General features: G+C 43.6%; 14 protein-coding genes. 11 read left to right on the plus strand and 3 right to left on the minus strand.

Going from position 1 to position 12,653, the window contains the following annotated elements; genetic code table 11:
* The first annotated feature begins 94 nt into the window (after positions 1-94).
* Entirely contained in the window at positions 95-1,432 is a 1,338-nt protein-coding gene (locus A3IK_RS0116095; protein WP_020560998.1) for an NAD(P)/FAD-dependent oxidoreductase, read from the plus strand.
* A gap of 24 nt (positions 1,433-1,456) precedes the next feature.
* Here A3IK_RS0116095 and A3IK_RS0116100 read toward each other — a convergent pair whose 3' ends face one another.
* On the minus strand, positions 1,457-1,966 hold the full coding sequence (locus tag A3IK_RS0116100; protein ID WP_020560999.1) for an ureidoglycolate lyase: 510 nt from the start codon (positions 1,964-1,966) through the stop codon (positions 1,457-1,459).
* A 161-nt stretch (positions 1,967-2,127) separates the two neighbouring features.
* Between A3IK_RS0116100 and puuE the strand changes: the two genes are divergently transcribed.
* From puuE to A3IK_RS0116115, 3 genes are all read left to right on the plus strand, one after another.
* Positions 2,128-3,060, plus strand: coding sequence for an allantoinase PuuE (gene puuE, locus A3IK_RS0116105; protein ID WP_020561000.1), 933 nt, complete (start codon positions 2,128-2,130; stop codon positions 3,058-3,060).
* 155 nt (positions 3,061-3,215) lie between these two features.
* Positions 3,216-4,256: an allantoicase gene (alc, locus tag A3IK_RS0116110; protein WP_020561001.1), complete on the plus strand. Its 1,041-nt coding sequence runs from the start codon at positions 3,216-3,218 to the stop codon at positions 4,254-4,256.
* A gap of 195 nt (positions 4,257-4,451) precedes the next feature.
* Complete coding sequence (locus A3IK_RS0116115) at positions 4,452-5,360, plus strand: DMT family transporter (protein WP_020561002.1); 909 nt, start codon at positions 4,452-4,454, stop codon at positions 5,358-5,360.
* Positions 5,361-5,429: 69 nt separating this feature from the next.
* On the opposite strand, the gene A3IK_RS20555 is transcribed toward A3IK_RS0116115, so the two are convergent.
* Positions 5,430-6,923, minus strand: a complete 1,494-nt coding sequence (locus A3IK_RS20555) for a class I SAM-dependent methyltransferase (protein WP_020561003.1) — start codon at positions 6,921-6,923, stop codon at positions 5,430-5,432.
* 140 nt (positions 6,924-7,063) lie between these two features.
* On the minus strand, positions 7,064-8,470 hold the full coding sequence (locus A3IK_RS20560; protein WP_020561004.1) for a M48 family metallopeptidase: 1,407 nt from the start codon (positions 8,468-8,470) through the stop codon (positions 7,064-7,066).
* A gap of 150 nt (positions 8,471-8,620) precedes the next feature.
* Between A3IK_RS20560 and A3IK_RS0116130 the strand changes: the two genes are divergently transcribed.
* The 7 genes from A3IK_RS0116130 (at position 8,621) to A3IK_RS0116160 (ending at position 12,650) form a co-directional block, all read left to right on the plus strand.
* On the plus strand, positions 8,621-8,959 hold the full coding sequence (locus A3IK_RS0116130; RefSeq protein WP_020561005.1) for a rhodanese-like domain-containing protein: 339 nt from the start codon (positions 8,621-8,623) through the stop codon (positions 8,957-8,959).
* Between the two features lie 25 nt (positions 8,960-8,984).
* Complete coding sequence (gene dsrE2, locus A3IK_RS0116135; protein WP_020561006.1) at positions 8,985-9,449, plus strand: sulfur carrier protein DsrE2; 465 nt, start codon at positions 8,985-8,987, stop codon at positions 9,447-9,449.
* A gap of 90 nt (positions 9,450-9,539) precedes the next feature.
* Positions 9,540-10,154, plus strand: a complete 615-nt coding sequence (locus tag A3IK_RS0116140) for an NADPH-dependent FMN reductase (RefSeq protein WP_020561007.1) — start codon at positions 9,540-9,542, stop codon at positions 10,152-10,154.
* 23 nt (positions 10,155-10,177) lie between these two features.
* Positions 10,178-11,047: a metallophosphoesterase gene (locus tag A3IK_RS19815; RefSeq protein ID WP_020561008.1), complete on the plus strand. Its 870-nt coding sequence runs from the start codon at positions 10,178-10,180 to the stop codon at positions 11,045-11,047.
* A gap of 211 nt (positions 11,048-11,258) precedes the next feature.
* Positions 11,259-11,720 carry a response regulator gene (locus A3IK_RS19820; RefSeq protein ID WP_020561009.1) on the plus strand — a complete coding sequence of 154 codons (462 nt, stop codon included), beginning with the start codon at positions 11,259-11,261 and terminating at the stop codon, positions 11,718-11,720.
* A 4-nt stretch (positions 11,721-11,724) separates the two neighbouring features.
* Positions 11,725-12,096, plus strand: coding sequence for a response regulator (locus A3IK_RS0116155; RefSeq protein ID WP_020561010.1), 372 nt, complete (start codon positions 11,725-11,727; stop codon positions 12,094-12,096).
* On the plus strand, positions 12,096-12,650 hold the full coding sequence (locus A3IK_RS0116160) for a chemotaxis protein CheW (protein WP_020561011.1): 555 nt from the start codon (positions 12,096-12,098) through the stop codon (positions 12,648-12,650). Before A3IK_RS0116155 ends, A3IK_RS0116160 begins: the two co-directional genes overlap by 1 nt.
* Positions 12,651-12,653 lie beyond the last annotated feature (3 nt).

Below are 12,653 nucleotides of genomic sequence, written 5' to 3' on the forward strand. Positions count from 1 at the left end.
GATGTATTCACAGCGGCTGCCGAAGAAAGACTCGATTACTTTGACTCAAGTACTTATGTGGATATGACGTATTATTTTCACCCTAGGAGGCATTATGCAAAACACCACCAAACCTGATCCTAATCTGCATCGTATTGTAATTGTAGGTGGAGGCGCAGGCGGCTTAGAATTAGCAACCTTATTAGGCGATACCTTAGGCCGTCAACGCAAAGCCGCTATCACCTTAATTGATAAAAGCCGTACCCATATCTGGAAGCCTAAGCTGCATGAGATTGCAGCCGGTAGTATGGATATTAATCTGCACCAATTGGATTATTTAGCCCAAGCCCATTGGCATCATTTTCAATTTCGGATTGGTGAAATGACCGGCTTAGATCGGGAAAATCGCTTAGTCCATTTAGCCCCTTATGTGGATGAAGAAGGTAAACAAGTCACGGCTGAACGTAGCTTTGGCTATGACACTTTAGTGATTGCCGTGGGAAGCCGTACCAATGATTTTGGGATTCCGGGTGTGACAGAAAACGCTATTCGCCTTGATTCTCCTGAGCAAGCGGAGCGCTTCCATCGTAGCTTAGTGAATGCCTGTATTCGCGCCCATGCTCAAAACGCCCCGCTTAAACCTGGTCAATTACAAATTGCTATTATCGGTGCCGGAGCCACCGGAGTAGAGCTAGCAGCAGAGCTGCGCCATACCATGCGCGGCATTATTGCCTATGGTTTGGATAATGTGAATCCGGACAAAGATGTGGTGCTGACCATTATTGAAGCGGGTGAACGTATTCTGCCTGCATTGCCTGAGCGTTTGGCAAAATCGGTGACCGATATTTTAAATAAGCTAGATATTAAACTACGCACCTCCGCCAAAGTTATTGAAGTCGCACCGGATGGAGTGAAGCTGGCGGATGGCGCTTTTATTCCGGCTGAATTAATTGTGTGGGCAGCGGGTGTACGTGCGCCAGTCTTTTTGCAACGTTTAGGCTTAGAGGTTAATAAGATTAATCAGCTTGTGGTTAAACAAACCTTACAAACGACACAAGATGAAAATATTTTTGCCATGGGTGATTGTGCGGCCTGTCCTTGGCCTGAGCAAGGACCTAATGCGTGGATTCCACCGCGTGCTCAAGCCGCCAATCAACAAGCAACCCATTTATCCAAACAAATCCGTCGCCGCTTAAATGGTCAAGCCTTAGAGCCGTGGAAATATAAAGATTTTGGCTCTTTGGTTTCAGTCGGGGAGCATTGGGCGTCGGGTGGCTTAATGGGCAATATATCGCAAGGGACTTTCTTTATTGATGGTTATGTTGCACGTTTAATGTATAACTCATTATATAAAAAGCATCAGCTAGCGCTACATGGTTTCCTAAAGGTAGCTTTGGATACGGTGAGTAATTTTATTCGCCGCACCTCGCGTCCTACGATTAAGCTGCATTAATAAGCTACCGATATAGGGGCAGGCCTAGTTATTTGCCCCTACTTCTATAGGAATAATCGCTTCACCGATGACATTCACTTCCTGCAAATTATTCCCCGCTCCCCCGCGATCAATCACAATAAAGTCACTTTGAGTACCTAATACTAATTGAAAGTGATGCCAGGTATTTTTAGCTAAATTAATTCCTTGCTGCCCATTGGTAATAAAGAGTTGTAAATCGTCCACCTGCACCTGATCTGAGATTGGGGCTACCAGTACCAAAAAGGGGCGTGAGTTCAGCGGTAAAAAAGCTTGGCTACCTAAGGGGTGGCGCTCCATCTTAATAATTTTATGTGGTAAGGGGATGGGATTAGAGCGAAATACATTGACTATGGTACGCCCATTTTGATCACTAGTATCGGCCTGAACTAAATCATGATAGCGCATGGTTAGCCCTTCATTAATCGGGTAGTGATGAGCTTTTTCGAGTTCAATCACCTGCCCAAAAGCAGCAAAATTTTCAGCAGTAAGAGGTTCAGGACGTAGTATGCGCATAGTAAATCTACACCATAGGATAGCTAAAAAATAATGATGTGCCGCTAACTAAAATCCCGTCAACTTTTATTTTTAAACCCGCAAACCTGTTTTGCTAATCGTGCTAGTAGTCTTAGAGCGAGATGACTACACTGAGCAAAAAATTGGGAGCTTTTCTTTTTATGCAGTCTGCTGTCTATCCTCGTGACCTAAAAGGCTATGGTGCTCAGCCACCACACGCACAATGGCCTAATCAAGCTAAAATTGCCGTACAGTTTGTCCTGAACTACGAAGAGGGTGCCGAAAACTGTGTCTTACACGGCGATGCTGGATCAGAACAATTTTTATCAGAAATTATAGGGGCAGCCGCTTTCCCTGATCGCCATTTAAGTATGGAATCGATCTATGAATACGGTTCACGGGTCGGAGTATGGCGTCTGTTAAAAGAATTTGAAAAACGCCAGTTACCCCTGACCATTTTTGGTGTTTCGATGGCGTTAGAACGCTCCCCCGAAGTGACTCAGGCGTTTGTCGAGTTGGGACATGAAATTGCCTGTCATGGCTGGCGTTGGATTCATTATCAAACCATGGATGAAGCGACTGAGCGTGAACATATGCGTAAGGGAATGGAAATCATCGAGCGTATGACAGGGCGGCGTGCTTTAGGTTGGTATACCGGACGCGATTCACCTAATACGTTGCGCTTAGTGGCGGATTATGGTGGCTTTGCGTATAGCTCGGATTATTATGGTGATGATTTACCCTTTTGGACACAGGTGACTAAAACCAATGGTGAAGTCGTTCCTCAGTTGATTGTACCCTACACCTTAGATACTAATGATATGCGCTTTGCTACCCCGCAAGGTTTTAATACTAGTGAGCAGTTTTATCAGTATTTAAAAGACTCCTTTGATGTGTTGTATGCCGAGGGGGAAGATAGTCCGAAAATGCTGTCGATTGGTATGCACTGCCGTTTGTTAGGGCGTCCCGGACGCATCCGCGCCTTACAGCGCTTTTTAGATTATATCGAGCAATATGATCGTGTCTGGGTGTGTAAACGTATTGATATTGCTAACCATTGGCATAAGCAACATCCTTTTACTGCGAGGGCGTAAGCAGCTAGCTCAGTAATTATCTATGTGAGAAATAGCTAGGTGGTATGAATGTTGCCTTGAAATGACTCACAACGATTACAAGAAAAGAGGCTATGACCTTGATACGTATGTAATCGTTAGTTCCTTAAGTATTTGTCTTTGTTTGGAGGATCATTATGGCTTTACCCGGACTCGGCGCACCGATTATGGCTTCTGCGGCAGATTTACCCGATTGGGCGAAACGCTCAACAAACCTTGCGAATGCGGCCATTGGAGCTAAAGCATTATTTGCCACCGATGAGTTTTTTGCTCCTTTGGAGCGGATGTTAAACCCTGAACCTGCTGTATTTACCCCCGGACTCTATGATGATCATGGGAAATATATGGACGGCTGGGAGACACGCCGTAAACGTACTACCGGCTATGATTGGTCACTCATTAAGTTAGCACGAGCCGGAGTCATTGAAGGCTTTGATATTGATACCAGTCACTTCACGGGTAACTATGCCCCTGCAGTATCGATTGAAGGTACGGCTTGTGACAGTGATGACCCGGAAGTATTAAAGCAAGCCGAGTGGACAACCTTATTACCCTCGACTTCGTTAAAAGGCAATAGCCATAATCTGGTGAAGATTGCTAATACCCAAACATGGCGCGTATTGCGTATTAATATGTATCCCGATGGCGGTATTGCTCGCCTACGAGTCTATGGTCGCCCGATGGGAGTATTTGATTACTCACAACCTAATACCATTTATGACCTGATTGCCCTAGAAAATGGTGGGCGAGCGGTGGCGTGGAATGATGCCCATTATGGCGAACCCACCAATCTCATTATGCCCGGACGCGGAATTAATATGGGGGATGGTTGGGAAACACGCCGCCGTCGTGAGCCGGGTAATGATTGGTGCATTTTACAATTAGGTGCTGCGGGTATCGTCGAGTCGATTGAGATCGATACAGCACATTTCAAAGGTAATTTCCCCGACCGGTTTTCGATTCAAGCTGCACGTATGGAAGGTGGGACAGATCAGTCGGTGATTACCCAAAGTATGTTCTGGGATTACCTCATTCCAGAACAGAAGTTGAGTATGGATACGATTCATCGCTTTAAAGAGCAAGTGTTGAATATCGGTGCAATCACTCATATTCGGTTGAATATTATTCCCGATGGGGGTGTTTCTCGCCTCAGACTATGGGGGAGGGTGGTGGCCTGAGGTCATTCCGATGGAAGGTATAATAATTGTGCTAGTTGCTATGAAACTTTCTTGCCCTAGTGACGTCTTAATCTTTGCCTATTTATGACTCTCTCAACACTCGCGCCCACTTCGGTGGGCGTTTTTTATTCTGTACTTGCACCGCTTAAGATTTTGCTAGACGATGTGAATTTTTAGGCGAGCGCAGAAAGCAATATGACTCACAGTGTCCTTGATCGAGTCTCACCCTATCTATTACTGATTCTCACCACCTTATTTTGGGCTGGTAATTTTAATCTAGCACGTGCTGTGAGCACTCAAGTACCCCCAATGAGCTTATCGTATTGGCGTTGGACTATTGCAGCTTTATTATTATTACCTTTTGTCTGGAAGCATTTAATAGCGACTTGGAACATATTTAAGAAAAATTGGCTATTAGTAAGCGCTTTAGCTTTATTAGGTGTGACGGGTTTTAATAGCTTGGTCTACCTAGGTCTGCAAACCACGACAGCTATTAATGGCGTTTTAATGCAATCGGTTTGTCCTATTTTTATTATTATTTTAGCCACGTTTTTACTGGGAGAGCGAGCTACAGGTTTACAATGGTTGGGAATTATTACTTCATTACTAGGTGTAGTGATTATTTTAGTACGTGGTGATATTCAAGTATTAAAGACTTTATCTTTTACCTATGGCGATTTAATTTTATTAGTAGCCGTACTAAGCTGGGCGCTCTATACCGTTTTATTAAGAAAGCTACCTGCCGCACTAAAAGGGTTGCCTATATTGGGTTATACTATAGTACTAGGCAGCATGATGATTTTACCCTTATATTTATATGAGACCTATGCTTTAAATCATCCTATGCCAATTACGTGGGTGAGCATGGGTAGCATTGCTTATGTGGCAATATTTCCTTCTTTACTAGCCTATTGGTTTTGGAATTATGCCACTGCTAAACTAGGTGCTGGTCGTACCGGACAGTTTACTCATTTAATCCCAGTATTTGGTTTAACCATTGCTACGCTGCTATTAGGCGAGCGCTTGTATAGCTTTCACTGGCTAGGTGGGGCGTTAGTTGCGCTAGGGTTGGTTTTATCTAATTGGAAAAGTAAGGCAGCATAATTAGATGGCATCAGCTAAAGTTGAATATTTTTATCAATACTCAACTTTAACAATAGAATGGTAATTAAATTAAATAGCCCCACCTTGTTTGAGCAGGGGTAAGATCTCACTATGCCATTTATTAGCAAGATTGATTAAATGATTTTTCATTGGTGTACCTTTTAAGGTCTCACCTTTATGATTGATAGTCATTTGTTTACTTTCGAGATCTTGGAAGACTGCTTGAGCGAGGCGACTAGCTTCTTGAGTCTTGAGCTGCAAGGCCATGGCATAGAACTGAGCTTCAAATGGTTTGAGACGTAAGCTAGAACGCGCATGAGGCAGGGCTATCAGAGATTGATTATGCTTAATCAATGTTTGATTAAATCGAGCGGCAACCTTATTAACATTAGCATAATAGGGGGTAACCATATTCGCTTGATAAAGCTGTAATAAAGCATTCATAGTATCGCGGCGATTATTACCATTAGTTAAAGTACTAAAGGTACAAACGCCAGCTGATAAATGATCAACCAGACTACGATATAAATCTTTAGGAAGTGCGGGTTTAAAATTAAAGGCAGCATCATCAAAGCGAGCAGGTTTAGCTAACATCCATTGGCTATCATTAAACCAGCGTAATCTAGCGCTATTATCTAAATGTCCGACCGCTCCACGAGTAAAAATATCACGCCTAAAAATAGTATTTTGCATAATATCTAAATAGAGTTCGCGGGTATCATTATCTTGAATATGTGCCAGTAATTGATTCGTCGTCGGGGCGAGTTGGGTACGGGCTAAGGCATCCGTAGCGGCTGCACCACCGATAAATTCTAATTTAGCTTGTCTGAGCCATTGGGCAATTTCAGTAAAGTAAAAAGCACGCCAGCCTTCATGTAAATATTCATGTACTAAATAATGGCGATCTTTAGCAATTAACCCATCTAAGCGCTTTTGAATAACGTTTTCATTAGTGGCAAAGAAGCGTGGTTTTGCCGCTTGGAGCTGTTGAATTAATTTTACCGCCTTATCAAAGCGTTCAAGGCTAGAGCCACTGAATTGCTTACTGGTGGCATAGAGTAGTTTTTGAATCGGCTCTGCCATGGACCAGCCGGGTTTGGCATTATAGCTATTATAAACAATCCCACCTGCTTTAAGATGATGTTCACAAATATCCACAATATGCTGACGATTCTCATCGGATACCCATGTAAATATACCGTGCAGAGCAATGAAATCACATTCTGGGAGAAACAGTGGCTCAGCATTTAATTGAGCAAAGCTTCTTTCTAAAAAGGTAATATTGGTTAGGCCGGCCTCAGTAGCAAGATTTTGTGCCTGTGCAATATGCGTAGGATTAAAATCAACCGCAATAAACTGAGCGTGTGGATAGTTAGCTGCCATAATGAGGCTAGTCATACCATAACCACAGCCAAGTTCTAGATAAGTAAAGGGTTTTTCTAGATTGATTGTTTGAATACCATGAGTAACAGCACAAAGGCTTAAAAAATTAGGCTCTTGCTCACGGTAATAACCCGCAGTGTATTCAATATCGGATTCGTAGCCTTCCATCCACGTTTGCATTGCTGTTACCCCTTAAATCAGCTTGGCTTAGAACAGTGCCTGGTGCCGTTGTTATTAGTAATGGGTAGGCACTGCATTTTATAAAAAATCTACTTTATCCGATAAAGTGTAATTTATCGCTGCTTAGATAACAAGCAATACTAAAACTTCTCTAACTCCTTTTTAATAGCTTCAGCCTGTTTTATTTCGGCTAAGCGTTGGGTAATCACTTGACGATTGGCGGGAGTGGGGCGGGTTTTTTGGGCTTGTTCGAGTGTGAGTTTAGCTTGTTTATAGGCACCTAAGCGTAAAGAGCGTTCCGCAACGGCAATCATAGCATCGGCTGAATAGCCTAATTTCTGCGCTAGCTGTTGTTTATACTCTAAAAACTCTAGGCTGGTGGTTTCCGTGAGCTTAGCACTATTCACAAATTGCCAGGCTTTGCTTGCTTGCCCCTGAGCAACTAATGCTTCTGCAACAGGTATGAGTAGGGCAGAGGTAGTGCCTAGTCTGACGGAGCTTAGAAAACGTTTTAGGGTATCGCTGTAACGTTGATTAGCATTTAAAGCTTGGGCTTGTACCACGGCTGTTGTTGGATTGGTGGGTAGTTTCTGGCTCGCAGCTAATGCTTGTGCGGCTTGGTTATAGCGCAAAGTGGTGAGGGTACGGTTATAGTTTTGTAGCAACGGATCAATGCCATTATTATCTTGACGCGCTAGAAAGCGGATTTTAGTTTGCATGAGTTTAAAGCCCATACTATCTGCGGTAGTGCGGCGTCCGAATTGATTAATACTGCTACGCACATCACTTAAACGCTCAATACCTAAAGGATGGGTGCTGAGGTATTTAGTAATATCGCCATAAATACTGGATTGTCCCCGCTCTAATTGCTCTAAAAAATCGGCTAGAGTATTAGGGTCAAAACCTGCTCCTGCCAAAATACGTAAGCCTATGCGATCTGCTTCGGTTTCATGGGCACGGCTATAGCTGAGCTGTTGGTGCATATTGGTGGCAAGTGTCCCCACAATGAGAGCTTCAGCAGCGTCAGAGTTACTTTTAGAGGCGGCAGCGCCTGCTAATAAACCTAAACCTGTGATCCAAGGAGTGGCTTTAGAGGCTTGTAATTGGCGTGCAGTATGGCGTTGGGTGATATGGGCAACTTCGTGAGCCATGACCGCCGCTAATTCACTTTCAGAGCGCACACGAGTAATAAGACCTGAATTAATAACTACTACCCCACCGGGCAGTGCATAAGCATTGACACTATTGTCTTGTGCTACCCCAAAATAAAAAGGGCTAAAGCGTCCGCTGGCATGTTGCACTAGGCGTTGCCCTAATTGATTAATCCACTCGACTATCTCTGGATCTTCAATAAAGCGCTGACTTTGGCGTAGTTCTCGGAATAATTGACGCCCGAAGTTAATTTCTTGTTTAGGGTTTAAAGCAGTATTGGCAGGGCTACCTAATTCGGGTAGTTTTTCGATATTAGGTAGAGTAAGAGGGGTATCTGCAAGGGCTGAACTCATACCCCATAATACGCTGATTAGTGTAATGAAAACGCCTTTCATAGTGCTTAATCCGTGGTTATTTGGATATAAGTGTAGGATAAAGAGGCAATTCAATGCTGTAACTGCCCCGCTTTATGTGGGATTGCTTGACAGTGAGTTAGGTTTTTTAGAATATTAGAACTTATTAATATTTACTAGAGATGTAGTACTATGTTTGGTGTTCAAGAGATTGATGCCGCTACTTTGCAGCAACGACTAGCACAAGGTGAAAAATTACGTTTAATCGATGTGCGTTCTGAGGCTGAGTTTGCTCAGGGCATCATTCCCGGTGGTGAGTTTATGCCTTTGCATACCGTGCCTTTAAAGCTAGATGAGCTAAAGGCGAGTGCTGATCCGATTGTGTTTTATTGTCGGAGTGGTCAGCGCTCTGCTCAAGCCTGTTTGTTTCTAAAGCAAAATACAGGTGTAGAGGCATTGAATTTATACGGGGGGATTATTGCGTGGTATCAAGCCGGTAATCCGATTGCACACCCCAACAAAGCAGCATAGTAGGCATTATTTAAAGGTATAGGACATGGCAAAGAAATTAGCGATTATCGCTACTAAGGGTACATTAGATTGGGCTTACCCCCCTTTTATTTTAGCATCTACCGCCGCCGCATTAGGATATGACGTGCAAATCTTCTTTACCTTTTATGGGTTGCAATTGCTGAAAAAGAAAATGAATCTGCAAGTAACCTCCCTTGGTAATCCGGGTATGCCTATGCCCATCCCTATGCCAGTATTACTTCAGGCTTTGCCGGGAATGCAAACCATGATGACCACTATGATGAAAAAGAAAATGAAGAGTAAGGGTATAGCCAGTGTGGAGGAGTTACGTGAGCTGTGCCAAGAGGCTGATGTGAAATTGATTGCTTGCCAAATGACGGTGGATCTCTTTGAAATAGAGCCTAGTGAATTCATTGAGGGCATAGAGTATGCCGGCGCGGCTACCTTTTTTGAATTTGCGGGTGAGTCTGATATTTGCCTGTATATTTAAGAGCAGAGTTTATGATGAATATCGCAATATAGTGCTAGATGCTGCATGATGAGCACCCGTATTTATAGGATGTTTATTTAGGAGTAGCTTATGAAGTTAGCCATTATTAGTGGTAGTCATCGTTTAAATTCTCAAAGTGAGAAAGTAGCCAACTATGTTAAAGAGGTGGCTTTAAGCTCAGGAGTAGCCAGCAGTGCTGAGATCATTAGCCTTGCGGGTAATCCTATTCCCTTATGGGATGAGGGCGTGTGGGCCAATGAAGAGCGTTGGCAGCAAGTCTTATTACCCATTCAAACGGTCTTGCGTAATAGTGATGCCATCATTGTGATAACTCCTGAGTGGCATGGGCAAGTTCCCTCTGGTTTGAAGAACTTAATGCTATTGTTAGGGGTTCAGGAGGTAGGGCATAAGCCTGCATTAATTATTAGTGTGTCAGGATCTGACGGCGGAGCCTACCCAGTCGCTGAGTTGCGGATGAATAGTTATAAAAATAATCGAATTTGTTATTTACCAGAACATTTAATCATACGTAAGGTCAATACGGTATTTAATGCTAACCCTGCAGATAATGATGCCTCCGCTCAGGATTATTTCCATAAGCGTCTAGTGTGGGATTTATCATTATTACAGGCTTATGCAAAGGGTCTCAGTCAAGTGCGAGCTAGCGCTGAGATTAACCCTAAGGACTACCCCTTCGGTATGTAATTTAATTTAGGAATAAAGGTCGCGTGAAAGCTCAACAACGCTGGTTAAATCGGTTAGGTGCATTAAGTTATTTCCATGATGAGCTGTATGCCGAGCGTCGTAATGAAATTCGTTGGTTAGTTGAGGAATACACAGAAATCCCGATTCCTCATTTACCGGCTGCTTTTGATGGTTTTACCATCATACAATTAACCGATACCCATCTGCGTCCTTTCACGCAATTAGAACATATTGAACGGGCTGTACAACGCACTAATGCTTTACAGCCCGACCTAGTCGTCTTGACTGGGGATTATGTCTGGCACGATGAACATGATATTTTGGATCTCGTGCCTGCCCTAGCACGGTTGAATGCTAAGTATGGTGTCTTTGCCGTCCTTGGCAATCATGATATTAAAACCGATGCGGGACTCATTGTGCAGACCTTTGAGCGTCACGGGATTCCCGTGTTACGTAATCAAGGTCTAGATCTGGAGCAGGGGGGGCAAGTATTGCACCTTGCGGGGATTGATGATGGTTGGTTGGGACAGCCTGATATTAAAACCACCTTAGCTGGTTTAAAACACGATAGTACTCCGGTGGTTTTATTAGCCCATGAGCCGGATATGTTGGATTGGTATGCCCATGATACACGTATTTCTTTACAACTTTCAGGACATACGCATGGTGGTCAAGTGCAAGTTAAGCCCGGAAGCCCTATTGTTACACCTTATCTAGGACGCAAATATGTGCAGGGTTTATATCGGGTGAATGAGTCGTGGGTTTATACCAGTCGTGGGATTGGATCAACAGGCATACCCTTGCGGCGTAACTGTGCGCCGGAAATTACCCATTTGACTTTAGTTCGCGAGCAAATACCTGTACTAAACGATAAAATGCGCGTATCGACCTGAGGGGTAGAGCACTCATCGTAGTATAAGTTAGGTTAATATATACTTAGATAAGTTTCAGTTGGTCAGAAGATTTTCCTTTGGGAGGGGAGAGTCGCTACACTAGTAAAAGGCGATTTACAGTCATGGCAATCTAAATATTAATAATAAAAGTATTGCCACCCATCCAGGCTTAAGCCTGATATTAATCACAATAAAATAAAGAGCTGTAAGTGTGAGTAACTCGAATAACCATATAAAAATAGATACCGATGCGCTTGCCGGACTCAAGGTGTTGGTAGTTGATGATAGTAAGACCATTCTACGGACGGCTGAGGCTCTGCTTTCTGAGTACGATTGTTGGGTAGCGACCGCTCCCGATGGCTTTGAGGCATTGCCTAAAATTACTGCCTTTAAACCGGATGTTATCTTTATCGACATTATGATGCCGCGTTTAGATGGCTATCAAACCTGTGCGTTGATTAAGGCTAATCGTGCTTATAAACATATTCCGGTCATTATGTTATCGAGTAAAGATAGTATTTTCGACCTAGCACGCGGGCGTTTGGCTGGTTCAGATAAGTATTTGACCAAGCCTTTCACCCGCCAAGACCTGTTATCATCTATTCAAACGTATGTTATTGATGAGCGCGCCCGCCATAAGCAGGATCAAACTCCCGCCATACAGGAGTCTTAAGGTTATGGCCCATATACTCATCATAGATGATTCGCAAGTAGAGGCGCGTATGCTGAAAGGCATGTTAGAACATGCCGGGCATACCGTGAGTCATGCCACCAATGGTTATGAGGGTATTGAAATCGCTAAGGTAGAGAATCCCGACTTAATTCTCATGGATGTGGTCATGCCATTAATTAATGGTTTTCAGGCCACCCGTGAGTTAAGTCGTGCGCCCGAAACACAGCATATTCCGATTGTGGTGTGTAGTTCTAAAGACTCTGATACCGATTTTCTCTGGGCAAAACGTCAAGGAGCACGCGGGTATTTGATTAAGCCCATTCGTGCTCCTGAGCTTTTGACATTAGTAAAACGTTTTGTGCTGGAGCAGGGTTAATGGCGTCACCTTATGAGTTATTGGTGGGTCTAGCCTTATTACGTGAACGCAAACGTAAGTTAGATCAGGCAGAAAATCATACTCTAGAGGCTTGGTCGGCTTTGATGGTGCGTATTGGGACACTGGTGTGTTTGATTCATCGTAATGATGTAGATGAGATTATTTCGCTGGAAAGTAGCACTCCAGTGCGCGGAGTCGCACCTTGGGTAGCAGGCTTGGGATATTTTCGCGGGCAATTGTTGAATTTAATCGATTTAAAAGTTTTTTTTTCCTTAGGCGATGCAGGCTATTCACCTGGGGCGCGTATTTTAGTGGTGCGTGGTACGTCAGAATGGTTAGGGCTGAGGGTAGATGAATTGATTGGTATTCGCCATATCTGGCCCGATACGGCACGCATTGATCCTCAATCAGCTCTTAAAACGGTATTGGGTATTTATGAAGAACAATCCTTGCTAGTCGATAATGAACCTATGCAAGTACTGGATATTAAAACATTAGCGATGCACCTCAATGATGGTGGATCAGCCATTAATACGCATTGGCAAACCAAATAATTA

Source organism: Thiofilum flexile DSM 14609, assembly GCF_000380185.1.
Classification (GTDB): Bacteria; Pseudomonadota; Gammaproteobacteria; order Thiotrichales; family Thiotrichaceae; genus Thiofilum; species Thiofilum flexile.